Source organism: Stutzerimonas kirkiae (assembly GCF_004327335.1).
Taxonomy (GTDB): domain Bacteria; phylum Pseudomonadota; class Gammaproteobacteria; order Pseudomonadales; family Pseudomonadaceae; genus Stutzerimonas; species Stutzerimonas kirkiae.
Genome location: NZ_QJUO01000024.1, coordinates 44,554 through 69,111, shown reverse-complemented (window position 1 = coordinate 69,111; position 24,558 = coordinate 44,554). Strand labels below are relative to the sequence as shown.

The 24,558-nt window shown below is 63.1% G+C and carries 19 protein-coding genes and 1 tRNA gene; 12 read left to right on the top strand and 8 right to left on the bottom strand.

The features are described 5' to 3' along the window. Window positions 1-152 precede the first annotated feature (152 nt). From DNJ95_RS13640 to DNJ95_RS13620, 5 genes are read right to left on the bottom strand one after another with little or no spacing between them, the layout of a single operon-like run. On the bottom strand, window positions 153-1,058 hold the full coding sequence (locus DNJ95_RS13640; RefSeq protein ID WP_131185276.1) for a metal ABC transporter permease: 906 nt from the start codon (window positions 1,056-1,058) through the stop codon (window positions 153-155). After that, window positions 1,055-1,801 (bottom strand): metal ABC transporter ATP-binding protein, encoded by a 747-nt coding sequence (locus tag DNJ95_RS13635; RefSeq protein ID WP_131185275.1) that lies wholly within the window; start codon window positions 1,799-1,801, stop codon window positions 1,055-1,057. The genes DNJ95_RS13640 and DNJ95_RS13635 overlap by 4 nt, the downstream gene beginning before the upstream one ends. Continuing rightward, window positions 1,798-2,736, bottom strand: a complete 939-nt coding sequence (locus DNJ95_RS13630) for a metal ABC transporter substrate-binding protein (RefSeq protein WP_131185274.1) — start codon at window positions 2,734-2,736, stop codon at window positions 1,798-1,800. The genes DNJ95_RS13635 and DNJ95_RS13630 overlap by 4 nt, the downstream gene beginning before the upstream one ends. Window positions 2,737-2,766: 30 nt before the next feature. Continuing rightward, window positions 2,767-3,345 carry a DUF6162 family protein gene (locus DNJ95_RS13625; protein ID WP_131185273.1) on the bottom strand — a complete coding sequence of 193 codons (579 nt, stop codon included), beginning with the start codon at window positions 3,343-3,345 and terminating at the stop codon, window positions 2,767-2,769. Next, entirely contained in the window at window positions 3,342-3,665 is a 324-nt protein-coding gene (locus DNJ95_RS13620; RefSeq protein ID WP_131185272.1) for a hypothetical protein, read from the bottom strand. Before DNJ95_RS13620 ends, DNJ95_RS13625 begins: the two co-directional genes overlap by 4 nt. Window positions 3,666-4,093: 428 nt before the next feature. Between DNJ95_RS13620 and gltX the strand changes: the two genes are divergently transcribed. Continuing rightward, window positions 4,094-5,575 (top strand): glutamate--tRNA ligase, encoded by a 1,482-nt coding sequence (gene gltX, locus DNJ95_RS13615; protein ID WP_131185271.1) that lies wholly within the window; start codon window positions 4,094-4,096, stop codon window positions 5,573-5,575. A gap of 801 nt (window positions 5,576-6,376) precedes the next feature. On the opposite strand, the gene DNJ95_RS13610 is transcribed toward gltX, so the two are convergent. Beyond that, window positions 6,377-6,452 (bottom strand) — tRNA-Asn (locus DNJ95_RS13610). 65 nt (window positions 6,453-6,517) lie between these two features. Continuing rightward, complete coding sequence (locus DNJ95_RS13605; protein WP_131185270.1) at window positions 6,518-7,714, bottom strand: amino acid aminotransferase; 1,197 nt, start codon at window positions 7,712-7,714, stop codon at window positions 6,518-6,520. Between the two features lie 216 nt (window positions 7,715-7,930). On the opposite strand from DNJ95_RS13605, the gene uvrB reads away from it, so the two are divergent. The 5 genes from uvrB to nahK all read left to right on the top strand — a co-directional run bounded on the left by uvrB (window position 7,931) and on the right by nahK (window position 16,685). Next, window positions 7,931-9,946: an excinuclease ABC subunit UvrB gene (uvrB, locus tag DNJ95_RS13600; RefSeq protein WP_131185269.1), complete on the top strand. Its 2,016-nt coding sequence runs from the start codon at window positions 7,931-7,933 to the stop codon at window positions 9,944-9,946. A gap of 507 nt (window positions 9,947-10,453) precedes the next feature. Continuing rightward, entirely contained in the window at window positions 10,454-11,551 is a 1,098-nt protein-coding gene (locus tag DNJ95_RS13595; RefSeq protein WP_131185268.1) for a carboxynorspermidine decarboxylase, read from the top strand. A gap of 48 nt (window positions 11,552-11,599) precedes the next feature. Further along, window positions 11,600-12,841, top strand: coding sequence for a saccharopine dehydrogenase family protein (locus DNJ95_RS13590; RefSeq protein ID WP_131185267.1), 1,242 nt, complete (start codon window positions 11,600-11,602; stop codon window positions 12,839-12,841). A 126-nt stretch (window positions 12,842-12,967) separates the two neighbouring features. Next, on the top strand, window positions 12,968-14,128 hold the full coding sequence (gene nosP / locus DNJ95_RS13585; RefSeq protein ID WP_181953396.1) for a nitric oxide-sensing protein NosP: 1,161 nt from the start codon (window positions 12,968-12,970) through the stop codon (window positions 14,126-14,128). Further along, window positions 14,061-16,685, top strand: a complete 2,625-nt coding sequence (nahK, locus tag DNJ95_RS13580) for a hybrid sensor histidine kinase/response regulator NahK/ErcS' (protein ID WP_131185266.1) — start codon at window positions 14,061-14,063, stop codon at window positions 16,683-16,685. Before nosP ends, nahK begins: the two co-directional genes overlap by 68 nt. Window positions 16,686-16,818: 133 nt before the next feature. Here the strand turns inward: nahK and sodC are convergent, their stop codons facing one another. After that, window positions 16,819-17,343, bottom strand: a complete 525-nt coding sequence (gene sodC / locus DNJ95_RS13575; RefSeq protein WP_131185265.1) for a superoxide dismutase family protein — start codon at window positions 17,341-17,343, stop codon at window positions 16,819-16,821. Window positions 17,344-18,180: 837 nt separating this feature from the next. Here sodC and flhA point away from each other — a divergent pair. The 6 genes from flhA (at window position 18,181) to DNJ95_RS13545 (ending at window position 24,551) form a co-directional block, all read left to right on the top strand. Continuing rightward, complete coding sequence (gene flhA, locus DNJ95_RS13570; RefSeq protein ID WP_131185264.1) at window positions 18,181-20,301, top strand: flagellar biosynthesis protein FlhA; 2,121 nt, start codon at window positions 18,181-18,183, stop codon at window positions 20,299-20,301. Window positions 20,302-20,316: 15 nt separating this feature from the next. Then, window positions 20,317-21,609, top strand: a complete 1,293-nt coding sequence (gene flhF, locus DNJ95_RS13565) for a flagellar biosynthesis GTPase FlhF (RefSeq protein ID WP_131185263.1) — start codon at window positions 20,317-20,319, stop codon at window positions 21,607-21,609. Window positions 21,610-21,718: 109 nt separating this feature from the next. Beyond that, window positions 21,719-22,546 carry a flagellar synthesis regulator FleN gene (gene fleN / locus DNJ95_RS13560; protein ID WP_131185262.1) on the top strand — a complete coding sequence of 276 codons (828 nt, stop codon included), beginning with the start codon at window positions 21,719-21,721 and terminating at the stop codon, window positions 22,544-22,546. After that, window positions 22,543-23,286 (top strand): RNA polymerase sigma factor FliA, encoded by a 744-nt coding sequence (locus DNJ95_RS13555; RefSeq protein ID WP_242671897.1) that lies wholly within the window; start codon window positions 22,543-22,545, stop codon window positions 23,284-23,286. The genes fleN and DNJ95_RS13555 overlap by 4 nt, the downstream gene beginning before the upstream one ends. Before the next feature lie 79 nt (window positions 23,287-23,365). Then, a complete protein-coding gene (locus DNJ95_RS13550; protein WP_181953395.1) occupies window positions 23,366-23,740 on the top strand; it encodes a chemotaxis response regulator CheY in 375 nt (124 codons plus the stop codon). A 19-nt stretch (window positions 23,741-23,759) separates the two neighbouring features. After that, entirely contained in the window at window positions 23,760-24,551 is a 792-nt protein-coding gene (locus DNJ95_RS13545; protein WP_131185259.1) for a protein phosphatase CheZ, read from the top strand. Window positions 24,552-24,558: the final 7 nt, after the last annotated feature.

The following is a 24,558-nucleotide window of genomic DNA, read 5'->3' as shown; positions in this document are numbered from 1 at the left end:
GGCAAGCAGTCGTTCGGCAAGACCGTGGGTGATGGGCAGGGCAGCCAGTACGCTGACTTTCTCGGTACTGGCCGGGGCGCTGGCGGCCTGCAGGTGATGCAGGGGCAGGCCCGCGAGGGCCAGCGCGAGCGCGAAATGCTGGAGCTTGAGGTTCATCCAAGGTTTCCTTTCAGGCTTGGGAGGATGCCGCGGGCGATGGCGGCCAGGGCGAAGGCGATACCGGCGACCAGAATGATCGCGGCGCCGGATGGCACGGGCAGGTCGAGGGTGATCGGCAGCAGGATGCCGGCCAGGGTGCTCAGGGTCGCGATGGCCACCGATAGCCAGAAGAAGCCCTTGAGCGACTGGCTGAGCAGGCGCGCCGCCGCCGCCGGGATGACCAGCAGGGCGCCGACCAGGATCGCGCCGATGACCTTGACCGCGGCGACCGTGATCAGCGTGACGAGGATCACGAACAGGTAGTCCAGGGTCTTGACCGCCACGCCGCGCACGGCGGCCAGTTGCGGGTTGAAACTGGCCAGCATGATGCGGTTGTACAGTGGCAGGGCGAGGGCCAGCACCAGGCTGCCGACCACCGCCAGCACCAGCAGGTCGGTGGCGTTGACGGTCAGCACCGAGCCGAACAGTACGTTCTCCAGGATATGCACGTTGATCTTGCCCGCCAGCACCAGCAGCAGGCTGGCGCCGAGCGCCAGCGACACCGAGAGGAACACGCCGATCAGCGTGTCCGGGGACAGCCCGGTGCGGTTGCGCAGGTAGTTGAGCAGGATGCCGAACAGCAGGCAGTAGGCGAACAGGCTGCCATAGGGGCTGGTATAGGGTTCGCCGAGCAGGATGCCGATGGCCACCCCGGTCAGCGCCGCATGGCCCACCGCTTCCGAGAAGAAGGCGAAGCGCTTGACCACCACCAGGGTGCCAAGGCCGCCGAGCACCGGGCCGATCATCAGGCCGGCCAGCAGCGCATTGACGACGAAGCCATAGGCCAGCGCCTGGGGCAGGTAGCCCGCCGCCGCCCAGCCCTGGATCAGCAGGCGGAAGTGTTCATAGTCGAAACTCATGCGGGCGTGCTCCCGGCGACGCGAGGGTGGGTGGAGAACAGCCCGAGCAGCCGCTCCGGCGTCAGCGCCTGGGCCGGCGGCGCATCGAAGAGCACGCGCCGGTTCAGGCCTGTCACCCGGTCTGCCAGGCGGCCCACGGCTTCCAGGTCGTGCTCGATCCAGAGGATGGTGATGCCGTCGCGGCGCCAGTCGCCGAGCAGGCGTTCGAATACCTGGATGCCGGCTTCGTCGAGGGCCGACATCGGCTCGTCGAGGATCAGCAGGCGCGGTGCCGGGATCAGGCCCTGGGCGAGCAGCACGCGCTGGCGCTCGCCGCCGGAGAGCGCGCCCATGCGGCGCTTGCGCTTGTCCTGCATGCCGACGCGCAGCAGCGCCTGTTCGATGGCCGGTGCATGCCGGCGGGACAGGCCGAGGAACGCCGGGCGCTGCTGGCACATGGAGGCCATGAAGTCGTCCACGGTCATCGGCAGGCCGCGGTCGAACTCCAGCGCCTGCGGCACATAGCCGATGACGCCGGGCTCGCCGTTCCAGTCCAGGCTCAGCCTGCCGCTGTGGGGCATTTGCCCGAGCAGGGTCTTGACCAGCGAGCTCTTGCCGCCGCCATTTGGGCCGACCAGTGCATGTGCATGCCCTGACTGTATGTGCAATGTCACCTGTTCGAGGATGCGCGTACCGCCCAGGACGAGGCCGACGCCGTCGAAGTCGATGGCCGGACCGGTCGCTTCCTTGCGTTCTCCCATCATGCTCCGGCTTCCTGGATGGCCCTGACCACGGTGTCGAGGTTGCGGGTCATTTCTTCCTCGTATTTATCGGCGCTGTATTCGCCGTAGGAAATATGCGTCAGGGCATAGAGCTTGACGCCGGACTCGCGTTGGATGGTTTCCACGTAGGTGGAAGGGAAGTCCATTTCCGAAAAGATCACCTTCACATCGAGGTTTTTCAGTTGGTCGATGGTCTTCTTCAACTGGCTGGGGCTCGGCTCGATACCGTGGGCCGGCTCCACCACCGCGGTGACTTCCAGGCCGAAGTCACGCAGCAGGTAGTCATAGGCGCCGTGGATGGTGGCGACGCGGAAATCGGCGTTGGGCGCCGCGGTGAGCTTGCCCAGGGCCTGGGCGCGCATGCCGCGCAGGCGCTTGGCGTAGGCGCGGGCATTGCTGGTATAGAACCTGGCGTTGGCCGGGTCGAGCTTGCCCAGTTCGCGGGCGATATTGTTGACCTGGGCGACGGTGGCGCTGATCGACAGGAAGGTGTGCGGGTTGACCACCTTGCCGGCACCGCGTGCGGCCTGGCCGGTGGCCGCCAGCAGCGGCACGTTGGCGTTGGCTTCGATCACCGGGATGTCCGGACGCTCGCTGACCTCGATCATGCGGTCGGCGAAGTCGTCATGCCCGACACCATTGAGTACCACCACGTCCAGTGTGCCGATACGCTTGATGTCCTCGGCGCGCGGCTCGTAGGCATGCGGGTTGAAGCCGGCCGGGATCAGCGGCACCACATCGGCCTTGTCGGCGACGATGTTGCTGACATAGCTGTAGTAGGGGTGCAGGGTGATGCCGATGCGCAGGCGCTTGCCGTCGGCCTGTGCGGCAGGTGCGAGCAGCGTGGCCAGCAGGCCGAGCAGCAATACGCGGATGAAGTGTCGACGAGGTGGGAGACATGGGAAAGACATGGGCATCGTGAGCCTTTTGCAAAAGGAATAGAGCACTCAATGGGCGTGCTGTTTGCGGGTGACGCCGGCATCGAAGCGGGTCGCGATCTGTTTCCAGCCGGTTGCGACCAGGGCGTCGCTCGACAACTGAGTCGGTAGTTCGGGCGCTTTGGTGCGGTTGAGCCAGATATCCGACTCCGTTGCGGAAACCTCATCGGCAAGCATCAGGAAAGAGCCGGCGACCGCCACCGACTCGCTCAGGCCCGTATAGGCCTGGCGACCGCCGACTTCGACCAGTTGCCAGAGGTGGGCGCCCCGGCTCCGATGGCTGCTGTCTTCGGCGAAGGGCGGGAAACCTTCCTCGGCCAGCAGTTCGGGGGGGGGCAGTCGCCCTTCCTCTTCCTGGTGAATGGCGATTTCCTCGTGGGCCACGCGCAGGTCGGTATAGATGCCCTGTTCGGCGGAGGTCAGATCGAAGCGGGCATCTATCTGGTGGGCGGCGAGTTCGTCATCCGGTTCGCTGGTCGATTGCCAGGCCACGACCAGGCCGGCTCCGAGCAGGATGCACAGGCAGAACAGCAGGACGTACAGGGTTTCATGGCCGGCCCCGGCGGGGCGTACCACCTGGACGGTCATTGGACGGAGATGTCGGTGTGATCGATCTCGACCACGTGGCCGGGGCCGGCGTCGAACAGCACATAGAACTCGCCATCGGGGCGTTTGAAACGCAGCGTCGAGTCATCGCTCAGTTTGCCGGGGAGCAGGACGTTTTCTTCGTAGTCGATGACATCGATGGTCACGCCAGGGGCCCCGCTGCCATCGGAAAAGCCGCCGGTGCAGATGATCTCGTCGCCGTCTTCCTCGCACTGGCAAACAGGATTGTGGGCGAATGCGCCGCCTGCCATGGTGCATAGCATCAGGGCCAGTGCGCCGGTGGCCAGGTCTGGTTTTTTCATTGTGCTTCTCCTCGATCGTCGTTCAGCCCGGCGAGGCGGGCTGCGGGAAACTTCAGGCATGCGGCAACCCGGCCTGCGCCATGGGGCGCGGGCCGGGGTTTCTCCTGGGCGCTTGCTGGCGCCGTGTCCGTTGCAGGGACTGCATACTTAAAGACGGATGAGACAGGGAAAACCCGCACCTGCATTTGCAAAAAAATATTACCTGCGCATGCGGACTGGTCGCGGGCATCTTAATGTTTTGTTTATGAAATGATAATCGCTATTGGCGTGTCGTAGGTCGGATGCCGTCATTGGCCCCTTATGGCAGTGGCATTGGCCGCGCATGGATATGGCGGCAAAAGCTTCGCGGGTGTTTGGGGCTGGCGCCGCTTGCCTGTTAATATCCGCGCCTCGGCTTTTCCCTGAATACTTGTCTTTCGAGAGTTCACATGACCACCGTTCGTACCCGTATCGCGCCCTCGCCGACGGGCGATCCGCACGTCGGCACCGCCTATATCGCGCTGTTCAACCTGTGTTTCGCGCGTCAGCATGGCGGGCAGTTCATCCTGCGTATCGAGGATACCGACCAGTTGCGCTCGACTCGCGAGTCCGAGCAGCAGATCTACGATGCGCTGCGCTGGCTGGGGATCGAATGGGACGAGGGCCCGGATGTCGGCGGCCCGCACGGCCCGTACCGGCAGAGCGAGCGGGGCGATATCTACCGCAAGTACGCGTTGGAGCTGGTGGAGAAGGGGCATGCCTTCTATTGCTTTTGCAGCGCCGAGGAACTCGACCAGATGCGCGCCGAGCAGATGGCGCGTGGCGAGACGCCGCGTTACGACGGGCGGGCGCTGAAACTGTCGGCAGAGGAAGTGCAGCGCCGGCTGGCCGCTGGCGAGCCGCACGTGATCCGCATGAAGGTCCCCGACGAGGGCGTCTGCGTGGTGCCGGACATGCTGCGTGGCGATGTCGAGATCCCCTGGGACCGCATGGACATGCAGGTGCTGATGAAGACCGACGGCCTGCCGACCTACTTCCTGGCCAACGTGGTCGATGACCACCTGATGGGCATCACCCATGTGCTGCGTGGCGAGGAGTGGCTGCCTTCGGCGCCCAAGCTGATCAAGCTCTACGAGTACTTCGGCTGGGAGCAGCCGCAACTGTGCTACATGCCGCTGCTGCGCAATCCGGACAAGAGCAAGCTGTCCAAGCGCAAGAACCCGACTTCGATCACTTTCTACGAGCGCATGGGCTACCTGCCGCAGGCCATGCTCAACTACCTGGGGCGCATGGGCTGGTCGATGCCGGACGAACGCGAGAAGTTCACCCTGGCGGAAATGATCGAGCATTTCGATATCCAGCGTGTATCCCTCGGCGGCCCGATCTTCGATCTGGAGAAGCTGTCCTGGCTCAACGGCCAGTGGCTGCGCGAGTTGCCTGTGGAAGCCTTCGCCAGCGAAGTGCAGAAGTGGGCGCTCAACCCCGAGTACCTGATGAAGATCGCACCCCATGTGCAGGGGCGAGTGGAGACTTTCAGCCAGATCGCGCCATTGGCGGCATTCTTCTTCAGTGGTGCGCTGAATCTTGAGCCGGCGCTGTTCGAGCACAAGAGGCTGGACGCGGTGCAGGTGCGCCAGGTGCTGCAACTGGTGCTGTGGAAGCTGGAGGCGCTGCGTCAGTGGGAGAAGGAACGTATTACCGGTTGTATTCAGGCCGTGGCGGACCACCTGGAACTGAAGTTGCGTGATGTCATGCCGCTGATGTTCGCCTCCATCACTGGCCAGGCCAGCTCCGTATCGGTGCTCGATGCGATGGAGATCCTCGGCCCGGATATCACCCGCTATCGCCTGCGCCAGGCGCTGGAACTGCTGGGTGGCGCGTCGAAGAAGGAAGTCAAGGCGTGGGAGAAGCTGCTGACGGCGATCGCCTGAGGCGCCCTGTGCCGCCGCCTGCGCTACAACGCTTTCGATCAAAGAGCGCTGGCGGCCGGAAAGCTGGACGTGGACACTGCGGTTTCGCGCAGGCCACGGCCTGCCTGTCGCCCAGCCTTTCAGCGCTGTTGCCGGCTCTTCGGGGATGAATGTAGCGAAAGGTGAATTGAAGCCATAGGCCGGGAAAAAGCGCAGAAAAGGCTCGACAGGTTTTCGACGAACCCCTGCACACTATCAAGCCTCAAGCCTCAAGCCTCAAGCCTCAAGCCTCAAGCCTTTTATGTTTGCCCCATCGTCAAGAGGCGGTATTTTCAAGACGATACCGGAGGCCGTTCCAGCCCAGAGACAGAGGTTCTGATCTCGTTTGGAGAGTGGCCCCCGCCTCATTACCACTGCGTGGAGTATCCGAAAGCCGGTCCGCGAGGAACGGACTTTGTGTCACAAGGTTGCAGCGGCATGAAGTGCGAGGTCGGGGAACCGGTTGTGATTGTGATACACAACGAGCGCGAGGTGAAGGAGAGGGGGCTGCCGCCAGGCAGTCTGGCGGATCGAGCGGTGAGGCCGCAGGCCGAATAACCTGGGACGCAGTCCCTGGTGAGAGTCTGGCGGATACGAAAAAGCCCCGGTATGCACCGAGGCTTTAGAGTCTGGCTCCGCGACCTGGACTCGACAGCGAAGCTGAACGCGCTTCAGCGCGGCCCCGAAGGGGTGAGGCCGCAGGCCGAATAACCTGGGACGCAGTCCCTGGTGAGAGTCTGGCGGATACGAAAAAGCCCCGGTATGCACCGAGGCTTTAGAGTCTGGCTCCGCGACCTGGACTCGAACCAGGGACCCAATGATTAACAGTCATTTGCTCTACCGACTGAGCTATCGCGGAATAACGGTGCGTATCCTACTGTTTGCAAAGGGGAAGTCAAGCCCCTTTGCAAACGTGCCGGGCGTTCACAGGACGCGGACGATGGCGTCTGTCACCGCGTCGAGGTTGTGCTGGTTCAGCGCCGCCACACAGATGCGTCCGGTGCCGATGGCATAGACGCCGAACTCCACGCGCAGGCGCTCGACCTGTTCGGGCGTCAGGCCAGAATAGGAGAACATTCCACGCTGCCGGGCGACGAAGCCGAAGTCCTGGCTGGCGCCCTTGGCCGCCAGCCGTTCGACCATGTCGAGGCGCATCTGGCGGATGCGGTCGCGCATCTCGCCCAGCTCGGCCTCCCACAGGGCGCGCAGCTCCGGGTTGTTGAGGACGCTGGAGACCACCACGGCGCCATGGGTCGGCGGGTTGGAGTAGTTGGTGCGGATCACGCGCTTGATCTGCGACAGTACGCGGGTCGATTCCTCGCGGTCCGCGGTGACCAGCGACAGGGCGCCGACCCGTTCGCCGTAGAGGGAGAAGGATTTGGAGAAGGAACTGGATACCAGGAAGTCCAGGCCTGACCCGGCGAACAGGCGTACGGCGGCGGCATCTTCTTCCAGGCCGTCACCGAAGCCCTGGTAGGCGATGTCGAGGAAGGGGATATGCCCCTTGGCCCGGACGACTTCAAGCACGGCTTGCCAGTCTTCCAGCCTCAGGTCGACGCCGGTCGGGTTGTGGCAGCAGGCGTGCAGTACGAGGATCGAGCCGGCCGGCAGTTGCTGCAGGTCTTGCAGCATGCCGGCGCGGTCGACGCCATGGCTCTGGGCATCGTAGTAGCGATAGCTGCGCACCGGGAAGCCGGCGGACTCGAACAGCGCGCGATGGTTTTCCCAACTGGGGTTGCTGATGGCCACCACGGCATCCGGGCGCAGGCGCTTGAGGTAGTCGGCGCCGACCTTCAACGCGCCGGTGCCGCCGAGCGACTGGGTGGTGACGACGCGCCCGCTGGCGATCAACGGCGAGTCTGCGCCGAGCAGCAGCTTCTGCACGGCGCTGTCATAGGCGGCGATGCCTTCGATCGGCAGGTAGCCACGCGGCGCATGGGCGCTCAGGCGAGCCTGTTCGGCGGCGGCTACCGCACGCAGCAGCGGAATGCGGCCTTCTTCGTTGTAGTAGACGCCGACGCCGAGGTTGACCTTGTTCGGTCGCGTGTCGGCATTGAAGGCCTCGTTGAGACCGAGGATGGGATCACGCGGTGCCAGTTCGACAGCGGAGAACAAACTCATGGTGGGCAGGCTCGAAGAGAAATATGGGTGAAACACACCCTCGCTTCGGCGCTGAGGGCGGTGCGCAAACGGGGCGATAGTATAGCGGTGTTGCGGTCGGGCCGCGATATGATAGTGGCCGGTTTCGCTCGATTCATTCGGTCATTCCGCCGTGTCGTCGCGGTGCCGTGGGTGAAATACGGCATGGCCTGCTGCCATGCCCTTGCAGAGGTGGTTATGTCACGATTCGAACTGGTCACGCGTTTCAAGCCGGCGGGCGATCAGCCCGAGGCGATCCGGCAGATGGTCGAGGGGCTGGAGGCCGGCCTGTCGCACCAGACGCTGCTGGGTGTGACCGGTTCCGGCAAGACCTTCAGCATCGCCAACGTGATCGCCCAGGTACAGCGCCCGACCCTGGTGCTGGCGCCGAACAAGACCCTGGCCGCGCAGTTGTACGGCGAGTTCAAGGCGTTCTTCCCGAACAACGCAGTGGAGTATTTCGTTTCCTACTACGACTACTACCAGCCCGAGGCCTATGTGCCGTCGTCGGACACCTTCATCGAGAAGGATGCCTCGATCAACGACCATATCGAGCAGATGCGCCTGTCGGCGACCAAGGCGCTGCTGGAGCGCCCGGACGCGATCATCGTCACCACGGTGTCCTGCATCTACGGCCTGGGCGACCCGCAGTCCTACCTGAAGATGGTGCTGCACCTGGACCGTGGCGACCCCATCGACCAGCGCGAGCTGCTGCGCCGCCTGACCGGCCTGCAATACACCCGCAACGACATGGACTTCGCCCGCGCCACCTTCCGCGTGCGCGGCGATGTGATCGACGTATATCCCGCCGAGTCGGAGCTGGAGGCGGTGCGGATCGAGCTGTTCGACGACGAGGTGGAAAGCCTGTCGGCCTTCGATCCGCTGACCGGCGAGGTGATCCGCAAGCTGCCGCGCTTCACCTTCTACCCCAAGAGCCACTACGTCACGCCGCGCGAGACGCTGCTGGAGGCGGTGGAGAAGATCAAGCTGGAGCTGGCCGAACGCCTGGAATACCTGCGCAGCCACGACAAGCTGGTGGAGGCGCAGCGCCTCGAGCAGCGCACCCGCTTCGACCTGGAGATGATCCTGGAGCTGGGTTATTGCAACGGCATCGAAAACTACTCGCGCTACCTCTCCGGGCGCGACTCCGGCGAGGCGCCGCCGACCCTCTACGACTACCTGCCGGACAACGCGCTGCTGGTTATTGACGAGTCCCACGTCAGCGTTCCGCAGGTCGGCGCGATGTACAAGGGCGACCGCTCGCGCAAGGAAACCCTGGTGGAATACGGCTTCCGCCTGCCCTCGGCGCTGGACAACCGGCCGATGCGCTTCGACGAGTGGGAGGCGATCAGCCCGCAGACCATTTTCGTCTCGGCCACGCCAGGGCCGTACGAGGCCGAGCATGCGGGGCGGGTGATCGAGCAGGTGGTGCGCCCGACCGGGCTGGTCGACCCGCAGATCGAGGTGCGCCCGGCGCTGACCCAGGTGGACGACCTGCTCTCGGAGATCCGCAAGTGCGTGACCAAGGAGGAGCGGGTGCTGGTCACCACCCTGACCAAGCGCATGGCCGAGGACCTGACCGACTACCTCGGCGACCACGATGTGCGGGTGCGCTACCTGCACTCGGATATCGACACGGTGGAGCGCGTCGAGATCATCCGCGATCTGCGCCTGGGCGCCTTCGATGTGCTGGTCGGCATCAACCTGCTGCGCGAGGGCCTGGATATGCCCGAGGTGTCGCTGGTGGCCATCCTCGATGCCGACAAGGAGGGCTTCCTGCGTTCGGAGCGCTCGCTGATCCAGACCATCGGCCGCGCCGCGCGCAATCTCAATGGCCGGGCGATCCTCTATGCCGACAACATGACCGGTTCGATGGAACGGGCGATCGGCGAGACCGAGCGGCGGCGCAACAAGCAGATCGCCTTCAACGAGGCCCACGGCATCGTGCCCAAGGGGGTGCAGAAGGATGTCCAGGACATCCTCGAAGGCGCCACCGTGCCGGGATCGCGCAGCCGGAAGCGGCGCGGCGAGGCCAAGGTGGCGGAGGAGGCGGCCAAATACGAGCAGAGCCTGCGCTCGCCCAGCGAGATCAACAAGCGCATCCGGGCGCTGGAAGAGCGCATGTACACATTGGCGCGGGACCTGGAGTTCGAGGCGGCGGCGCAACTGCGCGACGAGATCCAGGCGCTACGCCAGCGATTGCTGCAGGTGTAGGGGCGGCTATCGTTGCACTCCGCCCTATCCTGCCGCCCCGCGGGGCAGGCGCCCGCTCCTGCGGCAAGGTGCCAATATGCTCGGCAAACAGCCGAAAACAGCGCTGGAAGGCTGGACGAAAGCGCATGGCCGCCAGTGCTTTTCGTCCAGCTTTCCAGCCTCCAGCGCTTTTATCGAAGCGCCTTGCCAGTGAATAACGGCATAGCACGATCGCCCTGGGCAAGGGGCGGGGATGCCTTGTAGCGCCACCTGTCATAAAGCCGTCATGCCGCAAAGGGCATGCTCGGTGCCGTGGAGGGGCCTGCCGGCAGGCGTTTTGTCGCAACCTGTGACCAGGCCACAAGGCACGGCTGGCAAGGCCCGCAGCTTGGAACACGGGGCATGGGTGTCCCGAAATATGAGTAATGCCCTTTAGATATGCGCCGGTTATCGGCACAATTCGCGTCCACTTTTGTTCGAGGAGGCCGGAAGACCTCCTCTGGCGACCCTCATTACTCGGGTGGATGGATGATCAAGACGCCTTATTACCTCATCGACAAACAGAAGCTGCTGGTCAACCTGGAGAAGATCGCCAGGGTACGCGAGCTGTCCGGGGCCAGGGCGCTGCTGGCGCTCAAGTGCTTCGCCACCTGGTCGGTATTCGACCTGATGCAGCAGTACATGGACGGCACTACATCGTCCTCGCTGTATGAGGTGAAGCTTGGGCGCGAAAAGTTCGCGGGCGAAACCCATGCCTACAGCGTGGCCTGGGCCGACGACGAGATCGACGAGGTGCTGGCCAACTCGGACAAGATCATCTTCAACTCCATCGGCCAGTTGCAGCGTTTTTCCGAGGTGTCGGCCGGCGCGGTGCGGGGTCTGCGCGTCAACCCGCAGGTGAGCAGTTCGGATTACCTGCTGGCCGATCCGGCGCGACCGTTCAGCCGCCTGGGCGAGTGGGACCCGGAAAAGATCGAGGCGGTGCTCGATCAGGTTTCCGGCTTCATGTTCCACAACAACTGCGAGAACGAGAGTTTCGAGCTGTTCAGCGAGATGCTCGCGGTGATCGAGAAACGCTTCGGTCACCTGTTGCATCGGGTCGAGTGGGTCAGCCTGGGCGGCGGTATTCATTTCACCGGCGGCGGTTATCCGCTGGAGGATTTCGCCGTACGCCTCAAGGACTTTTCCCAGCGCTATGGCGTGCAGGTCTATCTCGAGCCGGGCGAAGCCGCGATCACCCGCAGTGCGTCGCTGGAAGTCACGGTGCTTGATACCCTGTACAACGGCAAGCACCTGGCGGTGGTCGACAGCTCCATCGAGGCGCATATGCTCGACCTGCTGATCTACCGCCTGAATGCGAAGATGGAACCGAGCGAGGGCGAGCATACCTATATGGTGTGCGGCAAGTCCTGCCTGGCCGGGGATATCTTCGGCGAATACCGTTTCGATCGTCCGCTGGCCATCGGCGATCGTCTGTCGTTCAGCGACGCGGCGGGTTACACCATGGTCAAGAAAAACTGGTTCAACGGACTCAAGATGCCGGCGATCGCCGTGCGCCAGCTCGATGGTAGCGTCGAGCTGGTTCGCGAGTTCGGCTTCGAAGACTATCTGGGCAGCCTCTCCTGAGCATCCACCATGGATGTGCAGAAGGCCCGTAGGAGGAAACGACAGTAAATGAAGAGAAACGTCCTGATCATTGGTGCAGGGGGGGTGGCCAAGGTAGTGGCCCATAAGTGTGCGCAGCATAACGACGAACTGGGAAGGATCGTCATCGCTTCGCGTAGCGTCGCCAAGTGCCAGGCCATCATCGACAGCGTCAGAGCCAAGGGTAGCCCCAAGCTGCCGGCCGAACTCGAGGCACATGCCTTGGACGCTCTGGATGTCGAGGCGACCAAGGCCCTGATCCGCGAAACCGAGTCGCAGATCGTCATCAATGTGGGATCGGCTTTTCTCAATATGTCCGTCCTGCGCGCCTGCATCGAGACGGGCGCGGCCTACCTGGACACCGCGATTCACGAGGAGCCGGGGCGGGTCTGCGAGACGCCGCCGTGGTATGGCAACTACGAGTGGAAGCACCTGGACGAATGCCGCGAGAAGGGCGTCACCGCGATTCTCGGCGCCGGTTTCGATCCGGGGGTGGTCAATGCCTATGCGGCACTGGCGGCCCAGCGCCACTTCGACCGCATCGACTCGATCGACATCCTCGATGTGAACGCCGGCTCCCATGGCAAGTACTTCGCCACCAACTTCGATCCGGAGATCAACTTCCGCGAGTTCACCGGGCAGGTCTGGAGCTGGCAGAACGGCCAATGGACCAGCAATGCCATGTTCGAGGTCAAGCGCAGCGACGACCTGCCGGTGGTGGGCGAGCAGAACCTCTATCTGACCGGGCATGACGAAGTGCATTCGCTGTCGAAGAACCTCGATGTGTCGAACATTCGTTTCTGGATGAGCTTCGGCGATCACTACATCAATGTCTTCACCGTGCTGAAGAACCTCGGCCTGCTCTCGGAACAACCGGTGAAGACCGCCGAGGGCCTCGAGGTGGTGCCGCTCAAGGTGGTCAAGGCCGTGCTGCCCGACCCGGCCTCGCTGGCGCCGGGCTATACCGGCAAGACCTGCATCGGTGATCTGGTCAGGGGCAGCAGGGATGGCAAGCCGCACGAAGTCTTCATCTACAACGTGGCCGACCACGAAGAAGCCTTTGCCGAGACCGACAGCCAGGGCATCTCCTACACCGCCGGCGTGCCTCCGGTGGCGGCCGCGCGACTGATCGCGAGTGGCCAGTGGGACGCGCGGCGCATGGTCAACGTCGAGGAACTACCCGCCGAGCCGTTCCTCGAACTGCTGGATGCGATGGGGTTGCCGACGCGGATTCGCGACGAGCGGGGCGACCGCCCCTGGAACCAGTTTTAAAGAAGAAGCTGGAGGCCCCAGGCCAATTGCTACTTTCGACAGGGGACTGTCGGTACTCAAGTAGCATTCTCCCGGCCAATGCCCTCCATGAAAATGCGGGCATTGGACTGGCCGGGAGCAGGGCGCGTGACAGTGACGCAGAACGATGTGATACGCACCGCCATGTCCGAGGGCCGCCTGGCCGAAACCGTGGCGCAGGACCTGGCCCGCCAGCTCATGCACCCGCACCTGGGATTCGTGCTGTTCTTCTGTTCGGCCGAGTACGACCTGGCCGCGCTGGGCGATGCGCTACAGAACTACTTTGGTGGGGTACGCCTGGTGGGATGTACGTCCGCCGGGGAAATCACCGCCCAAGGCTATAACCGCAGTTGCGTGAGCGCCATTGGTTTCGACCATCGCAGTTTTTCCATCGCCTGCGAACTGATCGACGAGATGGAGCGTTTCAGCCTGGTCGACGCCCAGCAACTGGTGGAGCGCCTGGGTAGCACCTGCCGCAGCAATTGCCTGGCACCGCTCAAGGGTCACAGTTTCGCGTTGACCCTGCTCGATGGCTTGTCCAGCCGCGAGGAAGTGGTGCTCGCGGCCCTGAGTGCTGCCTTTGGCAGCATTCCGCATTTCGGCGGCTCGGCGGGAGATGACAATCACCTGGCCGATACCCATGTCTATTACCAGGGGCGCTTCCATTCGGGGGCGGCCATCGTCATGTTGGTGAACACCTGGCTGGATTTCGAGGTGTTCACCACCCATCACATCCTGCCGTGCCATGAAAAGCTGGTGGTAACCCACGCCGACAGCCAGATGCGCCGGGTCTTCGAACTGAATGCCGAGCCGGCGGCGCAAGAGTATGCGCGCCTGGTCGGTGTCCCGGTCGGCGAACTGGGCCACCGTCTGTTTGCCGCCCATCCCCTGGCCGTGCGTATCAACGAGCAGTACTACGTGCGCTCGATCCAGAAGGTCAACGACGACCTGAGCCTGACCTTCTACTGCGCGGTGGAAAACGGCATCGTGCTGACCTCCATGCGCCCCGGGCCGTTGCTACCGAACCTGGAGGCGCTGTTCGAGCGCCTCGAACAGCGCCTCGGGCCACCCCTGCTGACCATCGGTTGCGATTGCTTCCTGCGCCGGCTGGAGGTCGAGAGCCAGGGCGGCGCCGACGAGGTATCGGCTTTTCTCCGACGCCAGCGGGTGATCGGTTTCAACACCTACGGAGAACAGTTCAATGGTACGCACATCAACCAGACGTTCACCGGCGTCGCCATTGGACGACCAGGCGGACGCGGCGCATGAGCGGCTGGCCGCCCTGGAGCTGGAGAATCACAAACTGCGGCGCATCAATGCGGCGTTGATCGAACGCATCGAAACCGGAGCATCCGGGCGCGATGCCGCCTATGCGGCTTTTCAGCATTCGGTGGAACTGGCCGAGCAGGTACGCGAGCGGACGGATGCATTGAACCAGGCGATGGCCGAGCTGAAGGCCAGCAACAAGCTGCTCAGCGATGCCCGCCTGCGCGCCGAGACGGCGCACCAGCACCTGATCGATGCCATCGAGAGCATCTCCGATGCGTTCGTTCTGTACGATATCGAGCAGCGCATCGTGCTGTTCAACAAGCGCTTCAGGACACTCTGGAGCCGCAGTGGCGTACGTATCGCCAGTGGCATGCGCCTGGCCGAGGTGCGGCGCCTGGTGGAGCGCTCCGGGCTGGTCGCCGAAGAACACCGGGGCAAGGGCAACGAACCGACGGTCTACCGCTTGAACAGCGGCCGTTGGATGCAGGTGAGCGAGCGACCGACCCGCGAGGGCGGTCTGGTGGTGCTCTATACCGATATCACCGAGGTCAAAGTCAGCGAAACCATGCGCCGCGAGCAGGCGCTGGCGCAGAAATCGCGATTGTTGCAGCGTGCGGTGGACAACCTGTCCCAGGGCGTGGCGATGGTCGGCGCCGAAGGCGCGCTGGAATTGTGGAACCGGCGCTTTCTCGAACTCTCGGGATTGGCGCCGATCGAGGCGCACCGCCCGTTCGAAGAGGTGATGGCCGAGAGCGAACTGAAACTGCTGACACCCCTGACCCTGGATGACGACGGGCATCCGGTGGAGGAGGTGGAGCAGCGCCTGTTCGATGGGCGTATGCTGGAAATCCGCACGCATCCGCTGCCCACCGGCGGCTATGTGAACACCTTCACCGATATCACCGAGCGCTACCGGCACGCCGAGGCCCTGCGCGAGAGCGAGCGCTGGATCCGGTTGATCACCGACCATGTGCCGGCGCTGATCGCCTATGTCTCCGCCGACCTGACCTACGAGTTCACCAACAAGGTCTACGAACAGTGGTACCGCTGGCCCAGCGACGGCATGCTCGGCCAGGGTCTGCGCGAGATCCACACTGGCGAACATTGGCAGCAACTGGAGCCCTATATCGAGCGGGCGCTCTCGGGCGAGAGCGTCAGCTTCGAGATGGCCGAACACAATCATGCCGGCCAGCAACGCTACATGCTGCGTTCCTATGTGCCGAACCGGCTGGGTAGTGGTGAGGTGGCGGGCATCTTCGTGCTGATCCAGGACATCACCGACCGTCGTCGCACCGCGGAAGCCCTGCACCAGGCCTACCAGAACCTGGAGCAGCGTGTACGCGAGCGCACGGCGGAGCTGACCAGCCTGAACGAGCAGTTACTGTGCGAGATCGATGAGCGTACCCATGTCGAGGCACGTCTGCGCGAGGCCAAGCGTGAGGCGGAGCTGGCCAACCTGTCGAAGACCAAGTTCCTCGCGGCGGTCAGCCACGACCTGTTGCAACCGCTGAACGCGGCGCGCTTGTTCACCAGTGCCCTGCTCGATCGGGACGCGGGGCAGAGTGGCGGGTTGATCCGCAATATCAGCAACTCGCTGGAGGACGTGGAGAACCTGCTGGGCACCCTGGTGGATATATCCAAGCTGGATGCCGGGGTGATCAGGCCGGATATCACCTCGTTCGCGGTCAGCGAACTGCTGGAGAACCTGGCCATGGAGTTCCGCCAACTGTCCGGGACGCAGGGGCTGGCGCTGGATTTCGTCGCCAGTTCGGCGTTGGTACGCAGCGATATCCAGTTGCTGGCGCGTATCCTGCGCAACCTGTTGACCAATGCCATCCGCTATACCTCCCACGGGCGCATCCTGCTGGGCTGCCGGCGGCGGCGGCAGAGCCTGTCGATCGAAGTGTGGGACTCCGGCATGGGCATCGCCGAAGACAAGCTCGAGGAAATCTTCCATGAGTTCAAGCGTGGCGACAGCGCCCAGCCCTACCAGGATCGCGGGCTGGGGCTGGGGCTGGCGATCGTCGAGAAGATCGCGCGCATGCTCGGCCACCGTATCCAGGTCAGTTCGCGGCTTGGCCATGGTTCGCGTTTTTCCGTCGAGGTGCCGCTGGCCAGGCGAGCTTCCCGAGTCCGTAGCGAAACCGCTACTTCCGAACTGTTGGTGGAGCGCCTGCAGGGCGCGCGGGTCTGGGTGCTCGACAACGACACGGCGATTTGCGCCGGCATGCGTACCCTGCTCGAAGGCTGGGGCTGCCTGGTGGTCACGGCGCTGTCGGAAAGCGACCTGGCCCGGCAGGTGGACAATTTTCATGCCGAGGCCGACATGATCATCGCCGACTATCACCTGGACAATGGCCATACCGGTATCGACGTGGTGACTACCGTCAACGCGCGCCGCGCCACGCCGCTGCCGGCGTTGATGATTACCGCCAACTACAGCAACGAGCTCAAGCAGCAGGTGCGCGAGCTGGGGCATATGCTGATGCACAAGCCGGTACGGCCGATGAAGCTCAAGACCGCCATGTGCCATATCCTGGAGAAGGGCCAGGGCTAGGACGGCGCTTCACGGGTATCGCCCCGGGTCTTGAACGGCGGAAAAGTGCTGAAGGCTGGAGCGCTGGACGAGAACAGGTTTGGCCGTTTCCGGCCAGCCATAGCCTTCAGGCGCCTTGGCGCAGGTCGTGTGGTTACTCGTCGATGACGCCGCAGGCGATGCGGGCGCCGCCACCACCGAGGGGGGCCGGATGGTCGGAATGGTTGTCGCCGCCCTGGTGCACCATCAGCGCCAGGCCTCTGATCTCGTCCAGGCTTTTCAGGCGCGGCGCGAGTACCGGCTGGGTGGCCTTGCCATCGGCGGTCACCAGCAGCGCCGGCAGGTCGCCGAGGTGGCCATCACCCCAGGGCTCGCCGTGCTTGCCACTGTTCTTCGGGTCCCAGTGGCCGCCGGCAGCGCCGGCTGGAGTGGCCTTGCCATCTATTTCGGCGGCGCCGCAGTTGCCCTTGGCATGGATATGGAAACCATGCAGGCCGGGTTCCAGGCCGCTCAGGTGTGGACGGAATACCAGGCCATAAGCGCTGCTTTCGACACTGACGCTGCCCAGTGACTGGCCGGTGCCCTTGGCGTCTACGCTGTTGACCGGGATGGTCAGGGTCTCGGCGTGGGCGGCCAGGATGGTGCAACCGCTCAGTAAGGCGATGATCCAGGGTTTCATTGAAAGCTCCTTGTTGGGTTTGAGAAAGCGCTCTCCTGCTTCCGACTGCGCGATGGCGCCCGGGTTCGTTGCTCGGAGTGGATGGTCGGCTTTGATAGCACGAATGGTCGTTCTTTTCGATAATAGATATCGTTTACTTTTGTTTCCGGCTGGTGCTGCTGTGGTTGAGGAGGCTTCCGCGGGAATGCCTTGCAGGCGGATTGGAAATAATGTGTCTGGCTTGCGGATCGTACAGGGTGACCTCGGGCTCACCGTCCCTGTGCGAATGCCAGGTGGCGGGACGGGGCACGCGTGAATACATCCCTGTAGCTCTTCGCCGCCATCCCTGGCGGCGAAGGCCCCGTCCCGCCACCTGGCATCCGCACAGCCACTAGCGGCGGAGCCTGCAAGAAACAGCCTGCTAAACTGAAATGCCTGCGAATGATTCAGGCACAACGCCGACGGCTCTTTCCATAGTCACCACGGTATTTGCCGCGAACCCGGCCAGCCCCGCTACGAAACACGCATGAACTCGTCGCCCATACGAATAAGGGGGCGCTCTTCGTCGACATCCTTGTCGGCGAAGGCTTCGTAGCGTGGCTAGCCGGGTTCGCGACAGCACGGGCGCCAGGACACCGCCAGCAGCCTACGATGAAACGCACACTTGATTGCCAATCCAGTCGCAGTGCTCTGCTGCCCAACCCCGGAACATATGCCTGTACGGCAAGTGCCACGCATACCCGCCAATTCGCTTGACCCGCCCTGTAGCCAATGCCTTGGCAAAGTTGGACCCCTTCTTGCTATATCCCGGCGGTAAGGCGTTTTGCGTCAATAGTTTGTCCATATCTGGGGGTCACGTTGGATCGCGCGCAACTGATCAATATGCGCAACAACATGTTGGGAGCCGGTCGCGGCAACCTGGGCGTGCCGTTGCTGGTATTGTCCATGCTGGCCATGATGACCTTGCCGGTGCCGCCGTTCCTGCTGGATGTGCTGTTCACTTTCAACATCGCCCTGTCCATCGTGGTGTTGCTGGTCAGCGTGTACGCCTTGCGTCCGCTGGATTTCGCGGTGTTCCCGACCATCCTGCTGGTGGCCACGTTGCTGCGCCTGTCGCTGAACATCGCTTCGACGCGGGTGGTGCTGCTGCACGGCCAGGAGGGGCATGACGCCGCGGGCAAGGTGATCCAGGCCTTCGGTGAAGTGGTGATCGGCGGTAACTACGTGGTCGGTGCGGTAGTGTTCGCGATCCTGGTGATCATCAACTTCGTGGTGGTGACCAAGGGCGCCGGGCGGATTTCCGAGGTCAGCGCACGCTTCACCCTGGATGCCATGCCGGGCAAGCAGATGGCGATCGACGCCGACCTCAATGCCGGCATCATCGACCAGACCGAAGCCAAGCTGCGCCGCGTCGAAGTGGCCCAGGAGGCAGACTTCTACGGCTCCATGGACGGTGCCAGCAAGTTCGTGCGCGGTGACGCGATCGCCGGCTTGCTGATCATGTTCGTGACCCTGCTCGGCGGTATCGCCATCGGTACGCTGCAGCACGGCCTGTCGTTCGGCGATGCCGGCAAGATCTATTCGCTGCTGACCATCGGCGACGGCCTGGTGGCGCAGATTCCGTCGCTGCTGTTGTCGACTTCGGCGGCGATCATGGTGACCCGTGTCTCGAGTTCCGAAGACATGGGGCAGCAGGTCAGCCGGCAGATGTTCGCCTCGCCCAAGGCGCTGGGGATCGCCGCCGCCATCCTGATCGCCATGGGCCTGGTGCCGGGCATGCCGCATGTGCCCTTCGTCGGTCTGGGGGGGCTGGCGGGGCTGGCGGCCTGGCTGATCTGGAAAAAGACCACTACGGCGAAGAAGGTCAAGGTCGAGGAAGAGCAGCGCCAACTGGAGCTGCTGCCGGCACAGCGTACGGCGGAAACCAAGGAACTGGGCTGGGACGATGTGATGCCGGTGGATATGGTCGGCCTGGAGGTCGGTTATCGGTTGATCCCGCTGGTCGATCGCAACCAGGGCGGGCAGTTGCTGGCGCGTATCAAGGGCGTGCGCAAGAAGCTGTCCCAGGACCTGGGTTTTCTGATGCCTTCCGTGCATATCCGCGACAACCTCGACCTGTTGCCCAATGCCTATCGGCTGACGCTGATGGGCGTCAACCTGGCCGAGGCCGAGGTCTATCCCGATCGTGAACTGGCGATCAATCCAGGGCAGGTATTCGGCCCGCTCAACGGCATCAGCGCCAAGGACCCGGCCTTCGGCCTGGAGGCGGTGTGGATCGAGGTCAGTCAGCGCGAGCAGGCGCAATCCCTTGGTTATACGGTGGTGGATGCCAGTACCGTGGTCGCCACGCACCTCAACCAGGTGCTCTACAAGCATGCCCACGAACTGATCGGGCACGAGGAAGTCCAGCAGTTGCTGCAGGTGCTGGCGAAGAATTCGCCCAAGCTGGCCGAGGAACTCGTTCCCGGCATGGTCTCGCTGTCGACCCTGCTCAAGGTGTTGCAGGCGCTGCTGCAGGAGCAGGTGCCGGTGCGCGATATTCGCACCATTGCCGAAGCCATCGCCAACTCGGGTGGGAAGAGTCAAGATCCCGCCACTATGGTGGCGGCGGTCAGGGTCGCGCTTTCCCGCGCGATCGTGCAAAACCTTGTGGGGCTTGAGCCTGAGCTGCCTGTGATAACCCTTGAGCCAAGATTGGAACAGATTTTGCTCAGTAGTCTGCAGAAGGCTGGGCAAGGCGCGGATGATGGCGTTTTGCTAGAGCCGGGTATGGCGGAAAAGCTGCAGCAATCCCTGGTGAATGCCGCGCAACGCCAGGAAATGCTCGGTAAGCCGGTCATCCTGCTGGTGGCTGGGCCGATCCGGGCAATGATGTCGCGCTTCGCGCGGCTGTCGGTTCCCAATATGCACGTGTTGGCATATCAGGAAATACCGGACAACAAGCAGGTCACCATCGTTGCGACGGTGGGGCAGAACTGATCGAGGGTAAAGACCATGCAGGTCAAACGTTTCTTCGCTGCCGATATGCGCATTGCCATGAAAATGGTGCGTGACGAGTTGGGCGCGGATGCAGTGATCATCGGCAATCGCCGGGTCGCGGGCGGCGTTGAGCTGACGGCCGTGCTCGATTACCCGATGAACGGCCCCGCTGCCAAGCAGCCCAATCCGGCACTCGAGGCCGAGCTGCGCAAGACCCAGTCGCGCATCGCCACGGCCCATGCCGAACTGAAGAGCGCCGCGCCGCGTCAGCCACGCCAGGTCGCCGACGAGAAGAAAAAGTCACCCGCCAAGGCCGCCCCCGCCGCACGTCCGCAGGCCGCAGCCGCCAAAAGCCCGTCGTCCGCGCCGCAGGTGATCGAGGCCATGCGCTCGGAATTGCATGGCCTGCGCGAACTGATCGAGGTCCAGCTCGGCTCCATCGCCTGGGGCCAGGAGAAGAGCCGTCGTCCGCAACAGGTCGGTCTCTGGCGCCGACTGCAGCGTGTCGGTTTGCCGGCCGATCTTTCGCGCAGCCTGCTGGAAAAGGTTTCCGCCATCAATGAGCCGCGCCAGGCCTGGCGCATGCTGCTGGGGCATCTGTCGCAATCGATCAAGGTGAGCAAGCTCGAACCCCTGGAAGAAGGCGGCGTGATTGCCCTGGTGGGTTCCGCCGGTGTCGGCAAGACCACCACCCTGGCCAAGCTGGCGGCGCGCTATGTGCTCAAGTACGGTCCGCAGAACATCGCCCTGGCGAGCATGGACAACTACCGCATCGGTGCCCAGGAGCAGCTCAAGACCCTGGGTCGCATCCTCGATGTCCCGGTGATTCAGGTCGACGCGTCACAGCCCCTGGCCAAGAGCCTGGCGCCGCTGGCGCGCAAACGCGTGATCCTGATGGATACGGCCGGGCTGCCGGCCAGCGACCCGATGTTGCGCATGCAACTGCAGGCGCTGTCCGATCGCGGGATCAAGTCGAAGAACTATCTGGTGCTGGCGGCGACCAGCCAGAGCCAGGTGCTCAAGGCCGCCTGGCACAACTACCGCCGTTGCGGCCTGGCCGGCTGCATTCTGACCAAGCTGGACGAGGCCGGTAGCCTGGGTGATGTTCTCGGGCTAACGATCAGCCAGCATCTGCCGATAGCCTATCTAGCCGATGGCCCGAGGATCCCCGAAGACCTGCATCTGCCTCGCAGTCATGCCCTGATCAGCCGGGCGGTGAGCCTGCAGTCGGAAGAGGACCCCAGCGAGGACACCATGGCCGATATGTTTTCCGGCCTTTACAACGAAGTATCGCGGCAGGTCGGCTGAGACCATGTCGCGGCAGGAAAATAATGTCGCGGCCGGCAAATAACAAAGAAGCGCTTCTCGGGAGCGCGTCTCCGGCCCCGTGGCCCAAGTAGGAAATAGGCGTTTGAAGATGGGTATACATCCCGTACAGGTTATTGCAGTGACCGGAGGCAAAGGTGGTGTCGGCAAGACCAATGTGTCGGTCAATCTGGCTCTGGCGCTGGCAGACCTTGGCCGGCGCGTGGTCTTGCTCGACGCCGATCTGGGCCTGGCCAATGTGGATGTACTGCTGGGCCTGACGACCAAACGCACGCTGGCCGATGTCGTGTCCGGGGACTGCGACCTGCGCGATGTCCTGATACAGGGGCCGGGGGGGATCCGTATCGTGCCGGCGGCCTCCGGCACGCAGAGCATGGTGCAGTTGAGCTCGCTGCAGCATGCCGGGCTGATCCAGGCTTTCAGCGAGATCAGCGATGACCTGGACGTACTGATCATCGACACCGCCGCGGGGATCGGCGATGCCGTGATCAGTTTCGTGCGCGCGGCCCAGGAAGTGCTTCTTGTGGTCACCGACGAGCCGACCTCGATCACCGATGCCTATGCGCTGATCAAACTGCTCAATCGCGATTACGGCGTCAACCGCTTCCGGGTGCTGGCGAACATGGCGCATTCACCCCAGGAAGGGCGCAATCTGTTCTCCAAACTGACCAAGGTCACCGAACGCTTCCTCGATGTCGCCTTACAATACGTCGGCGCGGTGCCTTACGATGAGGCAACGCGAAAGGCCGTGCAGAAGCAGCGAGCAGTCTACGAAGCCTATCCGCGTTCCAAGTGCGCGCTGGCATTCAAGAGTATCGCCCAGAAGGTGGATACCTGGCCGCTGCCGAGCACGCCGCGCGGCCATCTGGAGTTCTTCGTCGAGCGCTTGATCACTCCCGCGGCAGACCCCCACGAATGACAGCGGCTGGATTGGGCATGTATTACAGCAAGAGCCAGGGCAGGGATGAACAATATCGGTTGGTCGAGCAGTATGCGCCGTTGGTCAAGCGCATTGCCTATCACCTGTTGGCGCGTCTGCCGGCCAGTGTCCAGGTCGACGACCTGATGCAGGCCGGGATGATCGGTCTGCTGGAAGCGGCAAAGAAATACGACATGGGCAAGGGCGCAAGCTTCGAGACCTATGCCGGTATCCGTATCCGTGGGGCGATGCTCGACGAGATCCGCAAGGGCGACTGGGCCCCGCGTTCGGTCCACCGCAATTCGCGGATGGTCAGCGAGGCGATTCGCGCCGTCGAGTCGCGCACCGGCCGTGATGCCCGGGACCAGGAGGTCGCCGCCGAGCTGGAAGTCAGCCTGGATGAATACTACGGCATGCTTGGCGATACCCTGGGCAGCCGGCTTTTCAGCTTCGACGATCTGTTGCAGGGAGAGCATGGGGAGTTCGGCGAGAATGACGACAGCGCGCATCCCGAGCCTTTCCGCGATCTCGAGGATGAGCGGTTCCAGCGCGCGCTGGCCGGTGCCATCGCCAACCTGCCCGAGCGCGAGAAGCTTGTACTTTCCCTGTATTACGACGAAGAATTGAATCTGAAGGAGATCGGGCAGGTGCTTGGCGTCAGCGAGTCGAGGGTCAGCCAGTTGCATAGCCAGTGTGCGGCACGCTTGCGTGCACGCCTCAGTGAATGGCGTTCGAATTGATGGGTTATCTTCGCGAGGTGGGAGCGCTCCTGGCGGTGACTGCATTTTGCGATCTATGGAGGTCGACTTGGACAAGAACATGAAAATCCTCATCGTCGATGACTTCTCGACGATGCGACGGATCATCAAGAACCTGCTGCGTGACCTGGGGTTCACCAACACCGCCGAGGCGGACGACGGCACTACGGCACTGCCGATGCTCAAGAGCGGCAGTTTCGATTTCCTCGTGACCGACTGGAACATGCCGGGCATGAGCGGCATCGAGCTGTTGCGCATCGTGCGCGCGGACGAGCGCCTCAAGCACCTGCCGGTGCTGATGGTGACCGCCGAGGCCAAGCGCGACCAGATCATCGAGGCGGCACAGGCCGGGGTGAACGGTTACGTGGTCAAACCGTTCACTGCCCAGGTGCTCAAGGACAAGATCGAGAAGATCTTCGAGCGCGTCAACGGCTGACCAGTGCTGTGAGGGCAATATGACGCAGGCAGAAGAGAACATCAGCGAATTCCAGCAAGCGCTCAAGGAGGAAGCCCACCAGTTGGTGGAGAGCCTTGACGCAGGTCGTTTCGATGATGCGGTGCAACTGATCCACAAGCTCAACCAGACGCGCGATCGTGGCCTCTACCAGGAAGTCGGCAAATTGACGCGTGAGCTGCACAACGCGATCCTCAAGCTGGAGATCGACACCCGGGGCGAGATCGAGGCATCCCAGATCACCGATGCCACCAACCGGCTTTCCTATGTGGTGCAGATGACCGAGAAGGCCGCCAACCGGACCATGGACCTGGTCGAGGAATGCGCGCCACTGGTCAACTACATCAGCTACGAATCCCAGAGCCTGACAGCCGACTGGCAGCGTTTCATGCGCCGGGAGATGAATGCCGAGCAGTTTCGCGAACTGGCGCGGCGTATCGACGATTTTCTCAAGCGCGGCATGGGCGACAGCGAGCAACTGTCACGCAATCTGCGTGAAATCATGCTGGCCCAGGATTTCCAGGACCTGACCGGCCAGGTGATCAAGCGTGTCACCGGGCTTATCACCGAGCTTGAAAGCAACTTGCTCAAGCTGGTGCTGATGGCCGGGCAGGTCGACCAGTTCGCCGGTATCCAGCATGACCATGATGCGATGTTGGCCGAGCAGCAGAAGCTTAAAGAACAAAAAGAACCTTCCAAAGGTGAAGGTCCGCAAATGAATGCCGATATGCGTAAGGATGTCGTGTCCGGTCAGGATGATGTTGACGATCTGCTTTCGAGCTTGGGCTTTTAGGGGATGT

Excerpts from the sequence above, each read along its gene's own strand:
- DNJ95_RS13640 (WP_131185276.1), bottom strand. The coding sequence starts at position 1,058 with ATGAGTTTCGACTATGAACACTTCCGCCTGCTGATCCAGGGCTGGGCG.
- DNJ95_RS13635 (WP_131185275.1), bottom strand. The coding sequence starts at position 1,801 with ATGATGGGAGAACGCAAGGAAGCGACCGGTCCGGCCATCGACTTCGAC.
- DNJ95_RS13630 (WP_131185274.1), bottom strand. The coding sequence starts at position 2,736 with ATGCCCATGTCTTTCCCATGTCTCCCACCTCGTCGACACTTCATCCGC.
- DNJ95_RS13625 (WP_131185273.1), bottom strand. The coding sequence starts at position 3,345 with ATGACCGTCCAGGTGGTACGCCCCGCCGGGGCCGGCCATGAAACCCTG.
- DNJ95_RS13620 (WP_131185272.1), bottom strand. The coding sequence starts at position 3,665 with ATGAAAAAACCAGACCTGGCCACCGGCGCACTGGCCCTGATGCTATGC.
- gltX (WP_131185271.1), top strand. The coding sequence starts at position 4,094 with ATGACCACCGTTCGTACCCGTATCGCGCCCTCGCCGACGGGCGATCCG.
- DNJ95_RS13605 (WP_131185270.1), bottom strand. The coding sequence starts at position 7,714 with ATGAGTTTGTTCTCCGCTGTCGAACTGGCACCGCGTGATCCCATCCTC.
- uvrB (WP_131185269.1), top strand. The coding sequence starts at position 7,931 with ATGTCACGATTCGAACTGGTCACGCGTTTCAAGCCGGCGGGCGATCAG.
- DNJ95_RS13595 (WP_131185268.1), top strand. The coding sequence starts at position 10,454 with ATGATCAAGACGCCTTATTACCTCATCGACAAACAGAAGCTGCTGGTC.
- DNJ95_RS13590 (WP_131185267.1), top strand. The coding sequence starts at position 11,600 with ATGAAGAGAAACGTCCTGATCATTGGTGCAGGGGGGGTGGCCAAGGTA.
- nahK (WP_131185266.1), top strand. The coding sequence starts at position 14,061 with ATGGTACGCACATCAACCAGACGTTCACCGGCGTCGCCATTGGACGAC.
- sodC (WP_131185265.1), bottom strand. The coding sequence starts at position 17,343 with ATGAAACCCTGGATCATCGCCTTACTGAGCGGTTGCACCATCCTGGCC.
- flhF (WP_131185263.1), top strand. The coding sequence starts at position 20,317 with ATGCAGGTCAAACGTTTCTTCGCTGCCGATATGCGCATTGCCATGAAA.
- fleN (WP_131185262.1), top strand. The coding sequence starts at position 21,719 with ATGGGTATACATCCCGTACAGGTTATTGCAGTGACCGGAGGCAAAGGT.
- DNJ95_RS13555 (WP_242671897.1), top strand. The coding sequence starts at position 22,543 with ATGACAGCGGCTGGATTGGGCATGTATTACAGCAAGAGCCAGGGCAGG.
- DNJ95_RS13550 (WP_181953395.1), top strand. The coding sequence starts at position 23,366 with ATGAAAATCCTCATCGTCGATGACTTCTCGACGATGCGACGGATCATC.
- DNJ95_RS13545 (WP_131185259.1), top strand. The coding sequence starts at position 23,760 with ATGACGCAGGCAGAAGAGAACATCAGCGAATTCCAGCAAGCGCTCAAG.